Below are 21,894 nucleotides of genomic sequence, written 5' to 3'. Positions count from 1 at the left end.
ATCCAGTGCTAGGGTAGAGGGCTTTGCAGATCTTGGTTTGACCTCGATCAAATAGAAATCACAAAAAGCCCGCGCTTGCAGGGCGCGGGCTTGCTTTAGAATTGTGGCCGCCCCGGGCGGTGAGCCCCTTCGGCGATGACCTACTCGGCAGCGAGCGCTGGGTGGTTGATGACCTTGCCGCCGGACCGTCCCTTGGTCTGGTCCGTTTCCAGCGTCTTCAGCCGGTCCTCCAGGCCTTCGATCGTCTTGCCTTGCTCATGCACCAGATCTGTGAGGGCCTCGCGGTCGAGCGGCAGGTTTTCCTCGTCCTTCTTGCCGACGAAGCGGCCGAAGATGCGGGCGAGCAGTCGCGAGAGGTCGTCCATGATCAGGAAGAACGACGGCACGATCACGAGGCTCAACACCGTCGAGACGATGATGCCGCCGATCACGGCGATCGCCATCGGGGCGCGGAACGAACCGCCTTCGCCGACGCCGAGCGCGGAGGGCAGCATGCCCGCCGACATGGCGATCGAGGTCATGATGATCGGGCGGGCGCGCTTGCGGCCGGCCTCGATCATGGCGACCTGCCGGTCCATGCCGTGATGCATCATCTCGATACCGAAGTCGACGAGCAGGATCGCGTTCTTCGTGACGATACCCATCAGCATCAGGATTCCGATCAGAACCGGCATGGATAGCGCGTTCTGTGTCAGGATCAGCGCGGCCGCCACGCCGCCGATTGCGAGCGGCAGCGAGAACAGGATGGTGAAGGGCTGGATCACGTCCTTGAACAAGAGGATCAGCACCACCAGCACCAGCATCAGGCCGAGCAGCATGGCGTTGCCGAAGCTCTGCTGCATTTCCGCCTGCACCTCGGCGTCGCCGCTTTCGAGGAACTGCACGGACTTCGGCAGATCGGCCTGGCCGGCGATCTGCTTGAAGCGCTCCGAGGCGGTGTTGAGCGCAACACCGACCGGGAGATCCGCGCCGAGCGATACGACGCGGTTGCGATCGTAGCGCTTGATCGAGCTCGGGCCTTCCGAATAGTTGATGTCGGCAACGCTCGACAGCGGCACGGTGGCGCCGGCGGCGGTCGTGATCTTCAGATTGCGGATCGCGGCGATATCCGTGCGGAAGTCGCGGTTGATCTGCACGCGGATCGGGATCAGCCGCCCGTCGAGAGCGATCTTGGTCAGCGCCGCGTCGATATCGCCGATGGTGGCGACACGGATCACCTCGGAGATCTGCGCGGTGGTGATGCCGAGGCGCGACATCTGCTCGTCCCGCGGACGGATCTGCAGTTCCGGACGGGGAAGGGCGCCATCCGGGCTGACATTGGCCAGCAACGAGTCGCTCCTCAACTTGCCTTCCAGCGTCGCCACCGCCTGGTCGAGATCGGCCTCGTTGTTGGAGAGCAGGTTGAAGGAGAGGTCACGCTCACCGCGGTCGTTGAGCTTGATCACCCGCACATCCGGAATGTCACGGACGCGAGCGAAGATTTCCTTCTCGATCTGCGACTGCGGGATGATGCGGCCGGCAGGCGGCATCTTCGGCAGGTACGCGCCGATCAGCGGCGTGCGGCCGATGACGTCATTGACGATCTTGTTGACGAGCGACTGGTCGAGCTTCTTGAGAAGCACCGTCACCGTCGCGCGGCGCAGTTCCAGGTCGCCCTTCGGCGAGGCACCGCCGAGTACGAAGATGTTGTCGACGCCGTCGATATCCTTGATCCGATCGTAGATCTCGGTGGTGGTGCGGTCGGTGTCCTCGAGCATGGCGTCCGGCGGCAGCTCGATCGACAGGCTGACGCGCGAGGCGTCTTCCGGCGGCAGGAAGCTGCCGGGCACGAAGAGGACGAGCGCGAAGACAGAACCAACCGAGAAGACGATGGCCGCAAGCAGCGTCAGGTAGCGGGTGTACCAGTGCTTCGTCGTGGCGACCACAAGGCGCGTATAGTTGCGCATCATGAAGCCGTCCCGGTCATGATGATCACTGCCGGCGTCCGACGGGCGCATCAGATAGGCGGCCATCACAGGCGTGATCAGACGCGCGACGAGCAGCGAGAAGAACACCGCCACGGCGACCGTCAGACCGAACTGGATGAAGTACTGGCCGGGAATGCCCGGCATGAAGGATACGGGCACGAAGACCGCGATGATGGTGAAGGTCGTCGCGATAACGGCAAGGCCGATTTCGTCCGCCGCTTCGATCGAGGCGCGATAGGGCGATTTGCCCATATGGATGTGCCGCTCGATGTTCTCGATCTCGACGATCGCATCGTCGACGAGAATACCGGTTGCGAGCGTCATCGCCAGGAAGCTGACGAGGTTCAGCGAGAAGCCGAGCAGGTCCATGACCCAAAAGGTCGGGATCGCCGACAGCGGCAGGGCCACGGCGGAAATCAGCGTTGCCCGCCAGTTGCGCAGGAAGAGCATGACGACGATGACGGCGAGCAGCGCGCCTTCCATCAGCGTGTGCAGCGCCGCCTCGTAGTTGCCGTAGGTGAAGTAGACGGAATCGTCGACCATCTCGATGGTGACGTCGGGGTTGGCCGCGCGGATCTTTTCGAGCGACTTGGCGACCGTCTCGGCAACGCTGACTTCCGAGGCGCCCTTCGCCCGGAAGACCGCGAAGGTCACGCCGGGGTTGCCGTTGAAGCGCGAGAAGGAACGCGGTTCCTCATAGGTATCGGTGACCGTGCCGAGATCGGACAGGCGCACGAAGCGGCCGCTCGGCACCGAGATCATCGTGTTGGCGAGCTGCTCGACATTGCGGGTATCGCCCAGCGTACGGATCGCCTGTTCGCTGCCGCCGACCTGACCACGGCCGGAGCCGAGGTCCATGTTCATGCGGCGCAGCTGGCCGTTGACGTCGGCGGCGGTGATGCCGAGCGAATTCAGCTTGTCTTCGTTGAGTTCGACCCGGACTTCGCGGTCGGCGCCGCCGTAACGGTCGACGCGGCCGATGCCCTTCTTGCCCTGGATCTCACGCTTGATGACGTCGTCGACGAACCAGGAGAGTTCTTCGAGCGACATGCCCGGCGCGGAAACGGAGAAGGTCTGGATCGCCTGGCCTTCGACGTCGACCTTGGAGACGATCGGTTCTTCGATCGAGGTCGGCAGGTCGCTGCGGATGCGGTCGATCGCGTCCTTGACGTCCTGCACCGCCTGTGCCGTAGGCACTTCCATGCGGAAAATGACGGCGGTGGTCGAGGTACCGTCGTTGATCGTCGACTGGATATGATCGACGCCGGTGACGCTTGCGACCGCGTCCTCGACTTCCTTGGTGACCTGGGTTTCGAGCTCGGCCGGAGAGGCGCCGCTCTGCGTCACGTTGATCGAGACGATCGGGACGTCGATATTGGGGAAGCGGGTGATCGGCAACGACACGAAGGACTGGTAGCCCAGCACCATCAGGACGACGAAGAAGAGGATCGGAGCGATCGGATTGCGTATGGACCAGGCTGAGAAGTTCATGGTCACGGTTCCTGTCAGTTGGTCGCTGATGCGGCGGACTTGACGGGGTTGATGCGGTCACCGTCGCGGACATAGGCGCCGGCTCTCGCTACCACTTCCTCCCCGGCCTTCAGGCCCTCGAGGACTTCGATGAACTTGCCGTCGGAAATCCCTGTCTTGACCGGCAGGATGCGGATGACGCCGTTTTCGACCTTGCGAACGATGGTGCGGCCGTTCTCATTGGTAACGGCCGTTTGCGGCAGGACCACCGTCTGCTTCTGTTCGGCGGTGATCAGCGCGCTCGCATACATGCCGGCGCGTGCCTTCTCGGTGTCCATCAAACTGATGAAGACGGTGCCGAGGCGGCTGACGGGATCGACCGTCGGCGCGATCAGGCGGATCTTGCCCTCGACCTTGGTGTTGCCGCCGGCAAGCGTCACGACGGCCGGCTGGCCGACGGCGAGCTTGATGATATCGGCTTCGGCGACATCGGCTTTCATCTCGATGGCACCGTCGCGGATCATGGCGAAGAGCGGGTCGCTGTTACCGGTGGCGATCGCGCCGACTTTGGCGTTCTTGGCGGAGATGACGCCGGCGACCGGCGCCTTGACCTCGGTGCGGGCGAGGCGCAGGTCGATGTCGTCGATTTGCGCTTCGGCGACCTTGATGTCGGCACTGGCCACGGCAACGGCCTGTTCAGCCGAAAGCACACGGGCATGCGTCGCGATCGCGAGCGCTCGGACGCGATCGGCCTCGGCCGTCGAGACGGTGCCGTTCTTGGAGAGTTCGGCTGCACGGTCGCTGACGCGTTTGGCCTCGTCGTTGTTGGCTTTGGTTTCGCTGAGCTGTGCGTTCAACTGGGCAAGCCCGGCTTCGGCCTTGGCAAGCGAGGCTTCGAGTTCGCTCTTTTGCAGGCGAAGCGCGTCGTCGTTGAGGACCACGAGAACACTGCCGGCTTCAACCGTGTCGCCGACATCGACATTGAGCGTGCGGATGGAGAGGCCGTCGACCATCGGGGCGACATAGACCTGCTCGACGGCCTGGATGGTGCCGGTCGCAACCACCCGGTCGCTGATCGACTGGTCGACCGCCGTCGTCACGACGATGGAGGGCAAGCTTGGTGCTGGTTTCGGTTGCGCTGCTTCCTCCGCCCGGGCGAAGGAAAGCGAACCAAGGGTCATCGCAGCGCACACGCTGAGGACAGGCAATACTTTTTGAGCCATCGGCTTCACAGTCCCGGCAATGGAAACAATATCGAGCGGATCTCCGCTTGATGCAGGATCCACGGGCAATCAGGCTATTTTACCGCACCGCCACAAGGTCCCGGCAAAGCGCTCGGGAACAGGAGATGGCGTATTCCTCACTTCGCGCTCCGCGTGCACGGTATCAGACCGTAGACGCGGGCGGAACTGGGACCGGTTACCGCAGGCAAGGCACTGGAAAAAAGGCGTCCTCCGTCATGCCTGCCTCCAACAAACATCGTGGCCTATGTAATCTCGGCCTTCGACGCTTACAAGGGTGCACGAAGCGATGGTGCCTCAATATTCCGTTCGTTCTGCGGTTATGGTTGCGATCTTGACACGATCTTGACAATGGCAAGCAAAGGTAGCGCCGTTGTTCGCCGGATTGCCACCCCCACGCCCGGTACCCGGCAGCAGCTTGGCGGATGCGAACGACCGCTAAGAAAACGGAAGAGGGCCGCACGATACTGAGCCGTGCGACCCTCTTTTGCGTTGCCGAGACAGGCCTATTTCAGCGCGGCGTCGGTGATCTCATGTGTCCAGGCGCCCTCGGGCTCCTTGGAAATCACGGGATCGGAACCACCCGAAAGCAGCGACTGCACGGTGCGTTTGTAGTCTGCTTCGTCGAGCGAGCCGTTGGAGCCGGCGGTGAGCTTTGCCACTTCGCTCATCATGCGCTTCTGGTGCTTCTCGGTCTGGGCGCCGGTGGAATCGTTTTCAAGAACGATATCGGCGGCCTCGTCCGGGTTCTGCTCGGCATATTTCCAGCCCTTCATCGAGGCGCGGACGAACTTGACCATCTTGTCCTTGAAGGCGGGATCCTTGAGTTTGTCCTCAAGTACGTACAGGCCGTCTTCGAGCGTCGCTACGCCCTGGTCTTCATACTTGAAGGTCACCAGGTCGTCCGTCTTGATGCCGGCGTCGATGACCTGCCAGTACTCGTTATAGGTCATGGTGGAGATGCAGGCTGCCTGCTTCTGGATCAGCGGGTCCACGTTGAAGCCCTGCTTCAGGACGGTCACGCCGTTCGGGCCGCCGTCGGTCGGGATCTTCAGGTGCGCCATCCAGGAGAGGAACGGATACTCGTTGCCGAAGAACCACACGCCAAGCGTCTGACCCTTGAACTTGTCCGGGCTGGTGACGCCGGTTTCCTTCAGGCAGGTCAGCATCATGCCGGATTTCTTGAACGGCTGGGCAATGTTGACGAGCGGCACGCCCTTTTCGCGGGTGGCAAGGGCCGACGGCATCCAGTCGACGATAACGTCGGCGCCGCCGCCGGCGATCACCTGGGCCGGGGCGATGTCCGGACCGCCGGGCTTGATGTCGACGTCGAGGCCTTCTTCTTCGTAGAAGCCTTTGTCCTTGGCGACGTAGTAGCCGGCAAACTGCGCCTGGGTCACCCACTTCAGCTGCAGCGTCACCTTTTCGGCAGCTTCAGCCTGGAACGCTGCGAGCGAAAAGACGCCTGCGGCGAGAAGCGATGCAAGTCTTTTGTTCATGTCAGTTCCCTCTTGTTTTTACTTCGTTTTATTTAAGTTCTTCAAGCAGGCTCAGGCGCGCCCTCCGCGAATGGAGGGATGCCAGAAGGTGACGGCGCGCTCGATGAGTGCGACCACGCCGTAGAAGGCGGAACCGGCGACCGCCGCAACGGCGATCTCGGCCCAGACCATGTCGACATTCATGCGTCCCACTTCCGTGGAAATCCGGAACCCCATGCCGACGATGGGGGTCCCGAAAAACTCGGCGACGATGGCGCCGATCAGCGCCAGCGTCGAATTGATCTTGAGCGCGGTGAAGATGAACGGCCAGGCGGCCGGCAGGCGTAATTTGACCAGTGTCTGCCACCAGGAGGCGGCGTAGGTGCGCATCAGGTCGCGTTCCATGTGGCTGGCGGCGGCAAGGCCGGCAACCGTGTTCACCAGCATCGGGAAGAAGGTCATGATGACGACGACGGCGACCTTCGACTGCCAGTCGAAGCCGAACCACATGACCATGATCGGGGCTACCCCGATGACGGGAAGGGCCGAGACGAAATTGCCGAGTGGCAGAAGGCCTTTCTGCAGGAAGGGCGAACGGTCGATCAGGATCGCAACGGCGAAGCCGAGGCCGCAGCCGAGCGCATAGCCGATCAACACTGCCTTCAGGAAGGTCTGGCGGAAATCAGCCCCAAGCGTCGGCAGCGAATTGATCAGCTTTTGCCAGATCATCGAGGGTGCCGGCAAAAGCACGGAGGGGACCTGGAAGCCGCGGACGATGCCTTCCCAGAGAACCAGGATGGTGATGCCGAAGATCACCGGCACGGCGAAGCGGGCGGCGCTGTTTGCGGCCGCGCTCCGGAAGTTCTGGCGCACCAGCCATTCGTTGAAGGCCCAGGCGGCGAGCCAGAAGATGATCGCGGCGGCAAGGACGGGAAGGTTCATGGCTTGGCTCCCATGCGCTTCAGGACGGCGGTGTGGGCAAAGCCGACGATCATGACGAGAACGGCCGCAAGGGCTGCCGCCATGAAGAGAGCGGCCCAGATCTGCACCGTCTGGCCATAGTAGGAGCCGGCCAGCAGCCGGGCACCAAGACCTGCGACCGCACCGGTCGGCAATTCGCCGACGATGGCGCCGACCAGCGAGATGGCGACGGCAACCTTCAGCGAGGTGAAGAGGTAGGGCATCGACGACGGCCAGCGCAGCTTCCAGAAGGTCTGCGACGGGGAGGCATTGTAGGTGTGCATGAGGTCGAGCTGGATCGTCTCCGGGCTGCGCAGGCCCTTCACCATGCCGACGACGACCGGGAAGAAGGAGAGATAGGTCGAGATCAGTGCCTTCGGCAAAAGTCCGGAAATGCCGATGGCGTTCAATACGACGATGATCATCGGCGCAATCGCGAGGATCGGGATCGTCTGGCTGGCGATGACCCAGGGCATCAGCGAGCGGTCCATGGCGCGGTTGTGCACGATGCCGACTGCCAGGAGGATGCCGAGGGCGGCGCCGATGCCGAAGCCGAGAAGGGTTGCCGAAAGCGTGATCCAGGCGTGGTAGACGAGGCTGCGCTTCGAGGTGATTGCCTTGTTGAAGGTGGTGTCCCAGATCTCGGCGATCACCTGGTGCGGTGCCGGCAGTACCGGACGTTCTTGCGCCATGGTGTTGCGCACGATCTCAGAGAAGCTGATCTCGGTGCCGGCGCGGGCTGCTGTATCACGCTCGAAGGGGGCGTTGAGGAAGACGACCGCGACATACCAGATGGCGATCAGCAGCAGGACGACGGTGCCGACCGGCACCAACTTGTCCCTGAAGAAACTTGGTTCCTGCATTGTCACGCCTTTCCGCTTGCGGGGAACAACATCAGGCCCATTGCGACGATGCCGAGAAGCACGCCGGCGGCCTGCGTGAGGCTCAATCGTTCGCCGAACACGGTGAAGGCGATGACATTGACCATAACGAGCTGCACGATCGCCGACAGCGAGATTGCCAGGCCGAGGCCGCCCTCGCGCATGAGCTTCACCATGATGATGTTGCCGATCACGTAGAGCCCGAGTGCAAGCAAGAGCATGCCGAGGTGGTTGTTGGAGACATAGGCGCGCGAGGCGGTCGCGCCACCGAGGAAGATCGTCGTTGCCAAGAGCATCCAGAGGCCGAAGGCAAGGTTCATGCCCGCACCTTTCTGCCGCGCCAGCGATAGAGGATATCCGGCAGTTGCTCCTCGTTGTCGCCGTCGGTCCGCCGCACAGCCTCGAAGCCCTGGTGCTCGTAGAAGCGCTGGGCATCACGATTGTGTTCGAAGGTCCATAGGCTCAATTCGTCCGGTGACATCGCCTTGGCGGTGTCGATCAGCCGGGCGCCAATGCCTGCGCCACGATGCCACTCATCGATGTAAAGCGCGGTGACGTGGTGGTCGTCAGAGAGGGAAAGGAAGCCGGCGATCTCGCCGTCGTCCTCTGCCAAGAGCACGATGCGTTCGGCAAAGACGGTCTCGGCATAATAGCGTTCGACATCGGCATGCTCGTGCACCCGCGGCATCCAGGCCGTCGCGTCGATCCAGCGGTTGAGAATGCCGGCGCAGGCGGCCATGTCGGTCTGTTCGGCCCGGCGGATGCCGATGCTATTCGTCATAGCTGTGTCCCGCGCGCAGGCCTTCGCGGACGCGATGGGCGATTTCGAGGAACTCGGGCGTTTCGCGAATGCCGAGCGGCCGTTCGCGCGGCAGCGGCGATTCGATCACATCGGTGACGCGGCCGGGGCGGGGGCTCATCACCACGATCTTGGTGGAGAGGTAGACAGCTTCAGGGATCGAATGGGTGACGAAGCAGATCGTCTTGTTGGTGCGGGCCCAGAGCTTCAAGAGCTGTTCGTTGAGGTGGTCGCGAACGATCTCGTCGAGCGCGCCGAAGGGCTCGTCCATCAGAAGCAGGTCGGCATCAAACGCCAGTGCGCGGGCGATGGAGGCGCGCTGCTGCATACCACCGGAGAGCTGCCAGGGATATTTCTTGCCGAAGCCGGAGAGGTTGACGAGGTCGAGCGTGCGCTCGATGCGGGCCTTCTTCTCTTCCTTCGAATAGCCCATGATCTCAAGCGGCAGAGCGATGTTGTTTTCGATGGTGCGCCAGGGATAGAGCGCTGCGGCCTGGAAGACGTAGCCATAGGCGCGCTTGTTGCGCGCCTGCTCAGGCGTCATGCCGTTGACGCTGATCGTGCCGGAGGTCGCTTTTTCCAGATCGGCGATCACGCGCAAGAAGGTGGTCTTGCCGCAGCCGGACGGACCGATGAAGGAAACGAAGTCACCCTTGGCGACATCCAGGTTGACGCCGGTCAGTGCATGCACCGGGCCATCGGCGGTTTCGAAAGTCAGGCAGAGGTCCCGGGCCGAAACCACGGATGCGGTATTGGACGTCATCGGCGAATACTCATTCTGGCTGGTCTGTGTCAGACTGCTATCCGGACCGGCAACATGCAATCGCGGATTTGGGTGCGAAGCCGTTTGTTGCTGGTTTTTCAGGGAATTCTGGAGAACGCTCATGTCTCGATCATCCAATCCGGGCTGTCGCGTGGTTCGTCCTGAAGGCGCCGTGGCCGGCCAGCAGGGGCTCAACTATTTCGAGGGCATTGCGGCGGAGACCGTCGGGGCAACCGGGCTCTGCATGCACATCGTCACGATCCCGCCCGGTGCGCGCGCCAAGGCGCATCTGCATGAGAGCCACGAGACGGCGATCTACGTGCTTTCCGGGGAGGCCTGGACCTGGTTTGGCGAGAGGCTTGAGGAGCACGTCGTCGCTAGGGCCGGTGAGATGGTCTACATCCCCGCCGGCATGCCGCATCTGCCGGAGAACCGCTCGAACGCGCCCTGTTCGGCCGTCATCGCGCGCACGGATCCGAACCAGCGCGAGAGCCTCGTGCTGCTGCCCGAGCTCGATCACCTCGTGCCCGCCTGACGCCGCCCGCGCCGAACTGCCCCGCCAAGGTGGCGGGGCATGTCCGGTGGGACAGAGCGGCGCGAAGACGTGCAAGCCGCGAAACATGAGGCCTCAGACGCCCGTGGCCGGGATGCCGGTGCGCTGGACGGCGCGGGGGGCGGTGACTTCCTTCCAGTTGGAAAGGGCTGAGCTGACCGCCGGGAAGGGATCGCGGCGGACGAATTCGCCGTGGCCCTCGCGGGTCTTGACCGTGCCTTCCTCGATCGCGACGACGCCACGGGTAAGGGTAAAGCGCGGCAGGCCCTTTACCTCCTTGCCTTCGAAGACGTTGTAGTCGATCGCCGACTGCTGGCTCTTGGCGGAGATCGTCTTGGTGCGCTTCGGATCCCAGACGACGAGGTCGGCATCGGCGCCGATAAGGATTGCGCCCTTCTTCGGGTAGATGTTGAGGATCTTGGCAATGTTGGTCGAGGTCACCGCCACGAACTCGTTCATGGTGATGCGGCCGGTGTTGACACCATGGGTCCACAGCATCGGCATGCGGTCTTCGAGGCCACCGGTGCCGTTCGGGATCTTGGTGAAATCGCCAACGCCGAAGCGCTTCTGCTCGGATGTGAAGGCGCAGTGGTCGGTCGCCACTACCTGCAGCGAGCCCGAGGCAAGGCCGGCCCAGAGACTGTCCTGATGCAGCTTGTTGCGGAACGGCGGCGACATCACGCGGCGGGCCGCATGGTCCCAGTCCTTGTTGAAATACTCGGTTTCATCGAGCGTCAGATGCTGGATCAACGGTTCGCCGAAGACGCGCATGCCCTTGGAGCGGGCGCGGCGGATCGCCTCGTGCGCCTGTTCGCAAGAGGTGTGCACGATGTAGACCGGGCAGCCAGCCATGTCGGCGATCATGATCGCGCGGTTGGTCGCTTCGCCTTCGACCTCGGCCGGGCGCGAATAGGCGTGCGCTTCCGGCCCGTTGTTGCCTTCTGACAGCAGCTTTGCCTGGAGCTGGGCGACCACGTCGCCGTTTTCGGCATGCACCAGTGGTAGCGCGCCGAGGGCGGCGCAGCGCTGGAAGGACGAGAACATTTCGTCGTCATCCACCATCAGTGCGCCCTTATAGGCCATGAAGTGCTTGAAGGTGTTGATGCCCTTGTCCTTGACGATGGTCTCCATCTCGTTGAAGACCTGCTCGCTCCACCAGGTGATCGCCATGTGGAAGGAATAGTCGCAGTTGGCGCGGGTGGACTTGTTGTCCCACATCGTGAGCGCTTCGAGCAGCGACTGGTTGGGCGAGGGCAGTGCAAAGTCGACCACCATGGTCGTGCCGCCGGCAAGGGCTGCGCGCGTGCCGCTTTCGAAATCGTCGGAGGAATAGGTGCCCATGAAGGGCATTTCGAGATGGGTATGCGGGTCGATGCCGCCGGGCATGATGTAACAGCCGCTCGCATCGAGCGTTTCGTCGCCCGACAGGTTCGGGCCGATCTCGACGATCTTTCCGCCCTCGATCTTGACGTCCGCCTTGTAGGTCAGGTCGGCCGTGACGATGGTTCCACCCTTGATGACAGTGCTCATGATTGTTCCTCGCGATTGCGCTTCCGGCGGCCAGGCAACCGCCACGAAAAAGGGCGGAACTTTCGTCCCGCCCGCAAACTCATTCGACGATTTCGGCCGTTTCGACGACGGCGTGGAAGAGGACGTCGGCGCCGGCGCTGGCCCACTCCCTGGAGATGTCCTCCGCCTCGTTGTGGCTGAGGCCACCGACGCAGGGGCACATGATCATCGTCGTCGGCGCCACCTTGGCGGCCCAGCAGGCATCATGCCCGGCGCCCGAGATGAGGTTCATGTGGCTGTAGCCGAGATGCTCGGCGGCGTTACGCACGGCGCTGACGAGCTTTGGATCGAAGGTGACCGGCTCGAAATGGCCGATCGCCTCGATGGAACAGCCGACGCCAAGCGCGTCAGTGATCTTCGGTGCCTCGGCCTCGATCTTTGCCCGCATGCGGTCGAGCTTGGCCTTGTCCGGCGAGCGGATGTCGACGGTGAAGACCACCTTGCCCGGCAGCACGTTGCGGGAATTGGGCGAGAAGAACACCTGGCCGACGCCGCCGACGGCGCCCGGCTGGTTTTCCATCGCGACGCCCTGGACCATTTCCAGAATGCGGGCCATGGCAAGGCCGGCGTTAACGCGCATGTTCATCGGGGTCGAGCCCGTATGGGCTTCGCGGCCGGTCAGCGTGAACTCCAGCCACCACAGGCCCTGACAGTGGGTGACGACGCCGATGTCCTTGCCCTCGGCTTCGAGGATCGGGCCCTGCTCGATATGGTACTCGAAATAGGCGTGCATCTTGCGGGCGCCGACTTCCTCGTCGCCGACCCAGCCGATGCGTTTCAGTTCGTCGCCAAAGGTCTTTCCTTCGGGATCCTTGCGGCCATAGGCGAAATCCTGACTGTGCACGCCGGCAAAGACGCCCGATGCGAGCATGGCCGGCGCGAAGCGCGCGCCTTCCTCGTTGGTCCAGTTGGTGACCACGATCGGATGTTTGGTCTTGATGCCGAGGTCGTTCATCGAGCGTACGACCTCGAGGCCCGAGAGCACACCGAGCACGCCGTCATACTTGCCGCCGGTCGGCTGGGTATCGAGATGCGAGCCGATATAGACGGGCAGCGCATCCGGGTCGGTGCCGGGCCTTGTGAAGAACATATTGCCCATGGTGTCGACGCCCATGGTGAGGCCGGCCTTTTCGCACCAGGACTGGAACAGCCGGCGCCCTTCGGCGTCCTCGTCGGTCAGCGTCTGGCGGTTGTTGCCGCCCGCGACACCAGGGCCGATCTTGGCCATTTCCATAAGTGAATCCCACAGGCGGTCGGCATTGACGCGCATGTTCTCGCCAGGTGCAGCCACGGCGGTCTCCTCATCTTTTCAGGGCTTTGCCTTGATCGGCGCGCCCTCATGTTCCCGTGGTCAAATCCAGGCTTGGTTTTTTCTGGTGCCCTTCGATCAGCCGTTGCCTTTGGCGGTGAACTGGCTGATAATTTGACCGGTTGGTAAACATTACAACTTCCGTTGCGGCACTCAAGCCGGAAAAACAAAAAAACGAAGTTGTTGCCCAATAAGATGGCGAGGCCGGAAATTGGGCAGCCGGTTCCTGCGCGACGAGCTGCGCAGGCATGGCCAGGGGGAAAGATGGTATTACCGAGAGCGGCCAGGACCCAGAGGCGGACCCGCATACAAGGGGAGAAGGAAGAGCGCATTCTCGAGGCCGCGCTCGAAGTCTTTTCCGCCAACGGTTTCCGCGGCTCGACCGTCGACCAGATTGCCGAAGTGGCGGGAATGTCGAAGCCCAATTTGCTCTATTATTTCCGCACCAAGGAAGCGATGCACCGGGCGCTGATTGACCGGGTGCTCGACACTTGGCTCGACCCCTTGCGGGAGTTCAACGCCGAGGGGAATCCGGTCGCCGAAATCCGCAGCTATATTCGGCGCAAGCTCGAAATGGCCCGTGACTATCCGCGCGAAAGCCGGCTCTTCGCCAACGAGGTGTTGCAGGGCGCGCCGCATATCGAGGACGAGCTCAAGGGGCCCTTGAAGTCGCTGGTCGACGAGAAGGCCGAGGTAATCCGGGCCTGGGCCAAGGCCGGCAAGATCGCCAAATGCGATCCCTATCACCTGATCTTCGCGATCTGGTCCACCACCCAGCACTACGCCGACTTCGACGTGCAGGTGCGCGCCGTGCTCGGCCAGGGAAACGCCGGGGACGGGCGCTTCGAGGATGCGGCACGCTTCCTCGAACGGCTCTTCGTCGACGGGCTGCAGGTGAGCGAGCAGCCGGCGGCTTGAGCCGCATTTCAATCTGGCAGCAGCGCCATCAACAGCAGGCCGCAGGCCGTGGTCAGCGCGCCGGCAAGCACCGGTAGGCTGGTCCAGCCATGACCGAGCAGACCCTCGAGCAGGATGATGAAGCTCGGCGTCAGATAGCCGTAGCCAAGCACTTTCGATGCGGGTAGCCGCATCGAGGCGTATTGCAGGAGCAGGAAGGTGATCGCCGTGGTCACAACAGCCAGATAGAGGACGGCGAGCCAGACGACCGGTGGCAGGCTGGCGAAATCGGCCGTGACGAGACCGGCCGCGCCCGGTACCAGCAGCCAGGGCACGGTGAAGACAGCCACCCAGAAGCCGAAGGCGAATGGACTTTCCTCTCGGCCGAACTTGCGGATCAGCGGCACATAGACCGCGTGGCAGACGACGCCGACGAAGAAGATCAATTCGCCCTGGCCGACGTCGAAGGCAAGGATCGCGCCGACATCGGCGCGAAAGATCACCCAGACGGCGCCAAGGGCAGCGATGATCAGACCGGCGAGCACGCCCGGGCGCGTATGCTGACCGAGCAACAAAAACGCGAAGCCGGCGCTCAAGAGCGGCATCAGCGTGAAGACCGCGCCTGTCGAAACAGGGCTGGTGAACTCCAGCGCCTTGAACATCGTCAGCATGTAGACGGCGATCAGCCCGCCGAGGATCACGAAGCGCCACGCTTGCTTGGGAAAGCGAAAGGGAACGCGTGCATAGCCGAAGGTGAGCAGGCCAAGGACGACGACGGTCAACAGATAGCGCCAGAGCGTCAGTGGCCCGGCGCCCATATGTTGGGTGGCAAGGCCGCCGAAGGAAAAGGAGCCGGCGATCAGGACGGCGAAGGTCATCATCGCCAGGTGCGCCTTCAGCTTCTCGGCGCCCTTCGCATGAACCTGGTGCGCGGTTTTCGGGGAGACGTCCTGTTTCATGCGGGCTTCCGGATTGGATCGGCGGCGAGGGCGGGAAGGATCTCCACTACTAGATCATTTCAGCGCTTCATTGAAACCGTGAAAAGATCCAAAGCCTTGAAGGTATGCAACTTCGGGCGTAAAAACTGTTTCACGCTTTCAAGGGGTTGCACTACGCGTTCGACGGTGCAGGTTGCAAGGCCGTGGAGATACCGGCGGCATCCCCGACGATCCAGGTTTCGAGCGTCGCCTGCCGGCCGCGCAGGCCGATGTCCAGCCGCTCATGCCCTTCGATCACCAGGCCCGCGCGGTTGACGAGCTCGGCCGAGACGGCCAATTGTACGTCGTGTTCCTTGGCGAGGCCTTCCAGACGGCTCGCCGTGTTAATCGTATCGCCGACCGCCGTCAGCGATGTGGCCTGGCCGTAGCCGATCTCGCCGATGATCGCCGGGCCGGCGTGCAGGCCCATGGCGATGCGCAGCGGCTCGTCGAGTTCGCCGCGGAAGGTCTGGTTCAGCGTCTCGAGGCCCTTGGATATGCGCACGGCGGCGGCAAGCGACTGCCGGCAGGCCTCCGTGTAGGTGCTCTTCAGCCCGAAGATCGCCAATGCGCCGTCACCGATGAACTTGTCGATGACGCCGCCGGAATCCTCGACCGCTTCGCCCACCATCTCGAAGTAGCGGTTGAGCAGGAACACGGTGTCGAAAGGCAGCTTGTGTTCGGCAATGCTGGTGAAGCCGCGCAGGTCGCAGAAGAGCACGGCGATGCGCCGTTCGCGACCTTCGCCGCCCTCGCGGCCGATCTGCTTCTTGATGCCGAGGCTGTCGCTGTCGAGGATCGGCACGACGGTGACGTTATGGACAGGGCGAAACTGGCAGGCGAGGCGGACATTGTCGGGTGCGCCGATCCGGGTGAGTGTCGCGAGCTCCGCATCCTCGGGTGGCGGTTGGTCTTCAAGCCCCTGGATGATGCGTACCCGGCAGGTCGAGCATCGGCCACGGCCGCCGCAGACCGAGACGTGGGCGATGCCCGCGGCCCTGCTCGCCTCAAGCACGCTGAAGCCGAGATTGACGGTGGCCACCCGACCGTCGGGATAGCGCACGCGAATGCGCCCGCCCTTTGGCATGGCCCGCAGCAGGAACGTGCCGGCGATCAGGCCGCCGAAGCCGAAATAGAGGCCGAGCCGAATATCCTCGAGAAGCGTGAGGTCGAACTGAGGCTTCGAATAGGAACGGTCGCCGTAGCCGCCATGTTCGGCGTAACCGATCCTCGATCGAGCGGGCGCCGCTGACGAAGCCGAGCAGCGCGAAGATTGGCACGAGCATCGCGACCGTGTAGAGCAGGATTTCGTAACGCGGGAACCAGGCGCGGCCGCGCATCCAGAACCAGGCGCCGAGGCAGCCGTGGCCCCAGACGAGCAGCAGGGCGAGCGATTGTCTCGTGGCATTGACGGAATTCGACCAGAGCATGCGGAGCATGTCCGGATAATCCGCGTCGACCCCGGTAAGAAGTGGCTCGACGCGTGCGGCCGTCACGTGGCCGATCAAAAGGAAAGGCAGGCTGAGGCCGAAGACGATCTTCAGCGCCTCGCGCGCCGGCATTCTGAGCGTCTGCCGACGATAGATGCTTTCGAGCGCCATGGCGAAATGCAGCAGCAGGGCGCCGTAGAGCAGCACCGTGCCGGGCAGGCTGTGCCAGATGAGATTGAAGCCTTTGCGGGCGGTTTCCATCGCTTCGACGGAGATCAGGCCGAGCGAGTGGTTGAAGAAATGCGCCAGAACGAACGTACCGAGTATGGCCCCGGAGACGAGGTGCATTCGCTTGCGTCGGTTGGCCGAAATGATCGTCAAGCAACAAGTCCGGCTCTGCCGGAGCGTCGTCCGGCTGCAGTGTCAAAACCTTTGGAGATCGCGTTGCGGCCCTGATCGAGCCCGCGACGCACCCCGTATGAGTACTCCCTTATTATCCAGATCGTACGAGCCGACAACTTACCATTTTTACACAATCTGTTTCGTTTTCGTGTCCTGTTCGTTATCGGCGCAGCACGCTATTCATCCGAATCCGGCCGCAGGAACGCGCTCGGGTGCGGGCGGGATCCGCAGAGCCGGGCGAAGCGGCCGCCAAAGCCGACCATTATCCGCACGCCGCCGCCTTCGGAAGCAGGAATGCTCGGCGGATCATTGCATCATGGGGGCCAGTCGATCGGCCAGCGTGTCGATCATCAGCCGCAATTTCGGCGGCATGTATTGCGTGCGCGGCCACACGACATGGGCTGCGAAGGAGAGGGCGGGCACATCGGTAAGAATGCGGACGAGCCGTCCTGAGTCGATGTGGCTGCGCACCAGCCAGCACGGCAGCCATGCGAGGCCGAAGCCGTCTGCCGCCGCATCGGCGATCGAGGTCAGGTCGTCGAGTTTCAGCCGTGCCGGCGGCGTCACCTGCCGGGGTACCGCTCCCTTGACCGGGAAGGACCAGGAAAGCGCATCGCTGCTGCGCCGATAGAGGATCGCCTGATGGTGAAGAAGGTCATCGATGCTGCGCGGCGTGCCGTGCCGCTGCAGGTAGGCGGGGGAGGCGCAGACCGTCATGGGCTGGTCGGCAACCTTGCGCGCCATTACATCGGGTTCATCGGGCAGTGGACCTGTGCGAATGGCGAGATCGAAGCCATCCTCGACAAGATCGACCCTGCGGTCGCTGAAATTGACGTCGAGTTCCAGGAGCGGGTGCTGACCCAGTAGTTCCGACAAGAGCGGCATGACGCATTGCCGTCCGAAAACCACGGGCAGGGACATGCGCAGCCGACCTCTGATCTCCTGCTTGCCCGATTCCAGCAGTGCCTCGCCGGCACGAATCTCACCAACGGCTCTGAGACAACTTTCATAATAGAGCTGGCCTTCGGCCGTCAGGCTCTGCGTGCGGGTCGTGCGATGGAAGAGCCGGACGCCAAGTCTTTGTTCGAGCTTGGCAATCGTCTTGCCGACAGCGGAGCGCGAGAGGTTCAGCCGTTCGGCCGCCGCTGAAAATCCACCAGCGTCGACCGCCTCGACGAAGATCGAAATGCCTCCCAACCGCTCCACAATTGTCTCCTTTTAAGAACCAATGTGGCGAATTCTTATCGCAACTGGAGAGGTAAATTCAACTCTATGCTTCCTCCATCAGATCAATCCAGTGAAAGGAACGGACCATGGCAAGACTGATGAAGGAATGGACGATCGACGCGCTTGGAGCCGAAAACCTCAAAATTACCGAGCGCCGTGTTCCGGAGCCGGGCCCAGGTGAGGTGCTGGTTCGCACGACGGCCGTGTCACTCAATTTTCGTGACAAGCTGGTCCTGGATAACGGCATGGGCATGCCGTTATCCTTCCCCTTCGTGCCGGGCTCCGACATGGCCGGTGTGGTCGAAGCGGTCGGCCGGGGCGTGTCCCGTTTCCAGCCCGGCGATCGGGTCATCTCCGTTTTCGATCCGACCTGGATCGACGGTCAAAAGCCGGGAACGGCTCGTCACCCAACGTCGTTTGCCCTTGGCGGCCTGAACCCGGGTGTCGCGTCGCAATATGTCGCTTTCCCTGAGGACTGGTTCGTCGCAGCACCCGAGAGCCTCGACGACGGCGAGGCGAGCACCTTGCCCTGTGCCGGGGTGACGGCCTGGTTCGCCCTGGTCGAGAAGGGGCATCCCAAGGCCGGCGACCGCGTCGTCGTGCAGGGCACCGGCGGCGTATCGCTGTTCGGGTTGCAGATCGCCAAGGCGCATGGCGCCGAGGTCATCGTCACGTCGGCCAGCCAGGAAAAGCTCGAGCGCGCGCTTGCTCTGGGCGCCGACCATGGCATCAACCGCGTAAAAGAGGATTGGGCGGAGCGGGTTCTTGAGATTACCGGCGATCACGGCGCCGATCATATTCTGGAGATGGCGGGTGGTACCAATCTTGGCAAGTCGCTGCAGGCGGTTGCCGTGCAGGGACGGATATCGGTGATCGGGGTGTTCGAGGGCGCGGAGATCTCGGCGCCGGTCACGCCGGTCCTGCTGAAATCGCCGGTCATCCAGGGCATTGGCGTTGCCCATCGCCGGGCACTCGAGGATTTCACCGTGGCGATCGACCGGACCGCGATCAAGCCAGTCATCGATGCGCGCTATTCGTTCGAACAGTTCCGCGAGGCTTTGGCGCATCTCGACCGCGGCCCGTTCGGCAAGGTCGTCGTCGAGTTCTGAGGGCACATGAGAAAACGCCGCCGGACTTGTGGTCCGGCGGCGTTTCGATGAAGTGACGAGATCCGCTACTCAGCGGCCTGGCGGGCCATCGGGTTGTTCGGATGGGTCGTCCAGTTGGCGTAGTTTGGATCGACCGGCTTGCCGGTGCGCTGGTCGAGCGTGCCGGCCGGCAGCTCTTCCATGGTGATGCAGTTTTCGACGGGACAGACGTTGACGCAGAGATTGCAGCCAACGCACTCGTCTTCCATTACCTCGAAGTGACGTACGCCGTTGACGAACTGCGTGATCGCCTGGTGCGAGGTATCCTCGCAGGCGATGTGGCAGCGACCGCACTTGATGCAGGCATCCTGGTCGATCTTCGCCTTGGCGATGTAGTTGAGGTTCAGATACTGCCAGTCGGTAACGTTCGGGACCGCGCGTCCGGTGATATCATCGAGGTTGCGGTGACCCTTGGCGTCCATCCAGTCGGAGAGGCCCGAGATCATTTCCTGGACGATCTTGAAGCCATAGGTCATGGCTGCGGTGCAGACCTGGACGTTGCCGGCGCCAAGTGCCAGGAACTCGGCCGCGTCGCGCCAGGTGGTGATGCCGCCGATGCCGGAGATCGGCAGGCCGTAGGTTTCCGGATCGCGAGCGATCTCGGCGACCATATTGAGCGCGATCGGCTTCACCGCCGGGCCGCAATAGCCGCCGTGGGTGCCCTTGCCGCCGACCGTCGGGTTGGGGGCGAAGTTGTCGAGGTCGACCGAGACGATCGAGTTGATGGTGTTGATCAGCGACACCGCGTCGGTACCGCCAGCCTTGGCGGCGCGCGCCGGCTTGCGGATGTCGGTGATATTGGGCGTCAATTTGGTGATGACAGGCATGCGCGTGTACTGCTTGCACCAGCGCACGACCATCTCGATGTATTCCGGCACCTGGCCGACCGCAGCACCCATGCCACGTTCGGACATGCCGTGCGGACAGCCGAAGTTGAGTTCGATGCCGTCGGCGCCGGTTTCCTCGACCAGCGGCAGGATCGCCTTCCACGCCTCTTCCTCGCAGGGCACCATGATCGAGGCGATCAGGGCGCGATCCGGCCAGTTCATCTTCACCTGCTTCATTTCGCGCAGGTTCACATAGAGGTCGCGGTCGGTGATGAGCTCGATGTTGTTCAGCCCGAGCAGCCGGCGGTCGGCGCCCCAGATCGCGCCGTAGCGCGGGCCGTTGACGTTGACGACCGGCGGGCCTTCCTCGCCGAGCGTCTTCCAGACGACGCCGCCCCAGCCCGCCTTGAAGGCGCGCTCGACGTTGTAAGCTTTGTCCGTCGGTGGGGCGGATGCCAGCCAGAACGGGTTCGGGGATTTGATGCCGACAAAATTATTGCGAAGATCAGCCATTGGTTTCTCCTCCCGATCCCTTAGGCAACTGCGCTCGCGCGCGGCGCTGCCGCGGCGAAGGCCCGATTGATCGATTCAGCCGCGTCGCGGCCCATGGCGACGGCCGAGACCGTGAGGTCTTCACCGCCGAGCACGCAGTCGCCGCCGGCCCAGACGTTGGGCAGCGACGTGCGCCCTTCGGCGTCGGCAACAATGCGGCCGCCTTCGAGTTGCAGCGCGCCGAGGCCTGCTCCGAGGAAGCTCTGGCCGATCGCCTTGAAGATCTGGTCGGCAGCAATGATACCGGTTTCGCCGGTCGCCGTCAGCTTTCCGTCTTCGAGCGTGGTGTATTCCAGCTCGATGCCGGCGACCTTGCCGTCCTTCTCGGCGATGCGCTTCGGCTGCAGCCAGTGGCGGATGGTGACGCCCTTGGAGGCCGCCAGGTCCTGCTCGAACTCGGAGGCGTTCATGTGCTCCTTGCCGCGGCGATAACAGATCGTCACTTCTTCCGCGCCGAGCAGCTTTGCCTGCACGGCCGCATCGATTGCGGTCATGCCGCCACCGAGGACGACGACGCGACGGCCGACCGGGATATCGGCCTTGGTCTTCGACTGGCGAAGGGCGGCGATGAAGTCGACGGCATCGTCAACGCCTTCGGCACTTTCGCCTTCGAGACGCAGCGCGTTCACGCCCGCAAGGCCGAGGCCGAGGAAGACGGCGTCATACTGTTCCGAGAGGTCGGCGAGGGTGAAATCGCGGCCGATCGCCTGGCCCTGGCGCACTTCGATGCCGCCGATCGCCAGCACGTAGTCGACTTCCTTCTGCGCGAAGTCGTCGACCGACTTGTAGGCGGCAATGCCGTACTCATTGAGGCCGCCGGACTTCGGCCGGGCATCGTAGATCACGACGTCGTGGCCCTTGACGGCCAACCGATGGGCAGCAGCAAGGCCGGCCGGGCCGGCGCCGACGACGGCGATCTTGCGGCCGGAGGTTTCAGCACGGGTGTAGAACTGCTTGTTCTCTTTCATCGCCACGTCGGTCGCATAGCGCTGCAGGCGGCCGATCTCGACCGGGCGCTCCTCGGCGGTGTTGCGAACGCAAGCCTGTTCGCACAGCGTTTCGGTGGGACAGACGCGGGCGCACATGCCGCCCAGGATGTTCTGATCGAAGATCGTCTTGGCCGATCCGATCGGGTTTCCGGTCGATATCTGCCGAATGAACAGCGGGATATCGATGGAGGTGGGACAGGCCGTCATGCACGGCGCGTCATGACAGAAATAACAGCGGTCGGAAGCGACGAGGGCCTCGTGCTTGTCGAGCGGTGGATGCAGGTCGGAGAAATTGCTCTCGTACTCCCCGAGCGGCAGGCGGCCGCCGAGGATCCCAGATTGTGTCGTTCCCATTTTTGGCTCCCAATGTTTTCTCAGGATGATGGAACGGTAACACGCTTTATTTTTTTATCAAACGGTAAAAATTTAAGGTCGAAACGGCCGAAAAGCCTTGT

General features: G+C 63.0%; 17 protein-coding genes and 1 pseudogene. 3 read left to right on the top strand and 15 right to left on the bottom strand.

Going from position 1 to position 21,894, the window contains the following annotated elements; all coding sequences use genetic code 11:
- Window positions 1-140: 140 nt before the first annotated feature.
- From IB277_RS33090 to IB277_RS33055, 8 genes are all read right to left on the bottom strand, one after another.
- Complete coding sequence (locus IB277_RS33090; RefSeq protein ID WP_090298225.1) at window positions 141-3,458, bottom strand: efflux RND transporter permease subunit; 3,318 nt, start codon at window positions 3,456-3,458, stop codon at window positions 141-143.
- A 14-nt stretch (window positions 3,459-3,472) separates the two neighbouring features.
- Entirely contained in the window at window positions 3,473-4,660 is a 1,188-nt protein-coding gene (locus IB277_RS33085; protein WP_034794147.1) for an efflux RND transporter periplasmic adaptor subunit, read from the bottom strand.
- Between the two features lie 524 nt (window positions 4,661-5,184).
- Window positions 5,185-6,177 carry an ABC transporter substrate-binding protein gene (locus IB277_RS33080; protein WP_034794145.1) on the bottom strand — a complete coding sequence of 331 codons (993 nt, stop codon included), beginning with the start codon at window positions 6,175-6,177 and terminating at the stop codon, window positions 5,185-5,187.
- A 51-nt stretch (window positions 6,178-6,228) separates the two neighbouring features.
- The gene (locus IB277_RS33075; protein ID WP_034794144.1) at window positions 6,229-7,098 is read right to left on the bottom strand and encodes an ABC transporter permease; all 870 of its coding nucleotides are present in this window, start codon (window positions 7,096-7,098) and stop codon (window positions 6,229-6,231) included.
- Window positions 7,095-7,979 (bottom strand): ABC transporter permease, encoded by an 885-nt coding sequence (locus IB277_RS33070; RefSeq protein ID WP_034794141.1) that lies wholly within the window; start codon window positions 7,977-7,979, stop codon window positions 7,095-7,097. Before IB277_RS33070 ends, IB277_RS33075 begins: the two co-directional genes overlap by 4 nt.
- Window positions 7,980-7,981: 2 nt before the next feature.
- Complete coding sequence (locus IB277_RS33065) at window positions 7,982-8,317, bottom strand: membrane protein (protein WP_034794138.1); 336 nt, start codon at window positions 8,315-8,317, stop codon at window positions 7,982-7,984.
- On the bottom strand, window positions 8,314-8,778 hold the full coding sequence (locus IB277_RS33060) for a GNAT family N-acetyltransferase (RefSeq protein ID WP_089045637.1): 465 nt from the start codon (window positions 8,776-8,778) through the stop codon (window positions 8,314-8,316). Before IB277_RS33060 ends, IB277_RS33065 begins: the two co-directional genes overlap by 4 nt.
- Window positions 8,768-9,559, bottom strand: a complete 792-nt coding sequence (locus IB277_RS33055) for an ABC transporter ATP-binding protein (protein ID WP_034794266.1) — start codon at window positions 9,557-9,559, stop codon at window positions 8,768-8,770. Before IB277_RS33055 ends, IB277_RS33060 begins: the two co-directional genes overlap by 11 nt.
- A 121-nt stretch (window positions 9,560-9,680) precedes the next feature.
- Here IB277_RS33055 and IB277_RS33050 point away from each other — a divergent pair, with 121 nt between their 5' ends.
- On the top strand, window positions 9,681-10,094 hold the full coding sequence (locus IB277_RS33050; protein ID WP_090298220.1) for a cupin domain-containing protein: 414 nt from the start codon (window positions 9,681-9,683) through the stop codon (window positions 10,092-10,094).
- A 93-nt stretch (window positions 10,095-10,187) separates the two neighbouring features.
- Here IB277_RS33050 and hydA read toward each other — a convergent pair whose 3' ends face one another.
- Both hydA and IB277_RS33040 read right to left on the bottom strand, forming a co-directional pair.
- Window positions 10,188-11,642, bottom strand: a complete 1,455-nt coding sequence (gene hydA, locus IB277_RS33045; RefSeq protein ID WP_090298216.1) for a dihydropyrimidinase — start codon at window positions 11,640-11,642, stop codon at window positions 10,188-10,190.
- Between the two features lie 79 nt (window positions 11,643-11,721).
- Window positions 11,722-12,972, bottom strand: coding sequence for a Zn-dependent hydrolase (locus IB277_RS33040; protein ID WP_089045634.1), 1,251 nt, complete (start codon window positions 12,970-12,972; stop codon window positions 11,722-11,724).
- Window positions 12,973-13,254: 282 nt separating this feature from the next.
- On the opposite strand from IB277_RS33040, the gene IB277_RS33035 reads away from it, so the two are divergent.
- Window positions 13,255-13,908, top strand: coding sequence for a TetR family transcriptional regulator C-terminal domain-containing protein (locus IB277_RS33035; RefSeq protein WP_034794116.1), 654 nt, complete (start codon window positions 13,255-13,257; stop codon window positions 13,906-13,908).
- Between the two features lie 8 nt (window positions 13,909-13,916).
- Here IB277_RS33035 and IB277_RS33030 read toward each other — a convergent pair whose 3' ends face one another.
- From IB277_RS33030 to IB277_RS33020, 3 genes and pseudogenes are all read right to left on the bottom strand, one after another.
- On the bottom strand, window positions 13,917-14,846 hold the full coding sequence (locus tag IB277_RS33030) for a DMT family transporter (RefSeq protein WP_077960027.1): 930 nt from the start codon (window positions 14,844-14,846) through the stop codon (window positions 13,917-13,919).
- Between the two features lie 151 nt (window positions 14,847-14,997).
- A pseudogene (locus IB277_RS33025) lies at window positions 14,998-16,675 on the bottom strand (adenylate/guanylate cyclase domain-containing protein).
- A 327-nt stretch (window positions 16,676-17,002) separates the two neighbouring features.
- Window positions 17,003-17,902: a LysR family transcriptional regulator gene (locus IB277_RS33020; RefSeq protein WP_110819512.1), complete on the bottom strand. Its 900-nt coding sequence runs from the start codon at window positions 17,900-17,902 to the stop codon at window positions 17,003-17,005.
- Window positions 17,903-18,009: 107 nt separating this feature from the next.
- Between IB277_RS33020 and IB277_RS33015 the strand changes: the two genes are divergently transcribed.
- The gene (locus IB277_RS33015) at window positions 18,010-19,032 is read left to right on the top strand and encodes an NAD(P)-dependent alcohol dehydrogenase (protein WP_090298204.1); all 1,023 of its coding nucleotides are present in this window, start codon (window positions 18,010-18,012) and stop codon (window positions 19,030-19,032) included.
- A gap of 65 nt (window positions 19,033-19,097) precedes the next feature.
- Here the strand turns inward: IB277_RS33015 and preA are convergent, their stop codons facing one another.
- A complete protein-coding gene (gene preA, locus IB277_RS33010; RefSeq protein WP_034794108.1) occupies window positions 19,098-20,411 on the bottom strand; it encodes an NAD-dependent dihydropyrimidine dehydrogenase subunit PreA in 1,314 nt (437 codons plus the stop codon).
- 20 nt (window positions 20,412-20,431) lie between these two features.
- Complete coding sequence (locus IB277_RS33005; RefSeq protein WP_034794104.1) at window positions 20,432-21,793, bottom strand: NAD(P)-dependent oxidoreductase; 1,362 nt, start codon at window positions 21,791-21,793, stop codon at window positions 20,432-20,434.
- Window positions 21,794-21,894: the final 101 nt, after the last annotated feature.

The organism is Ensifer sp. ENS07, from assembly GCF_014852185.1.
GTDB lineage: Bacteria > Pseudomonadota > Alphaproteobacteria > Rhizobiales > Rhizobiaceae > Ensifer > Ensifer adhaerens.
The sequence above is the reverse complement of the archived record's forward strand: the minus strand, read 5'-3'. Positions and strand labels throughout refer to the sequence as shown.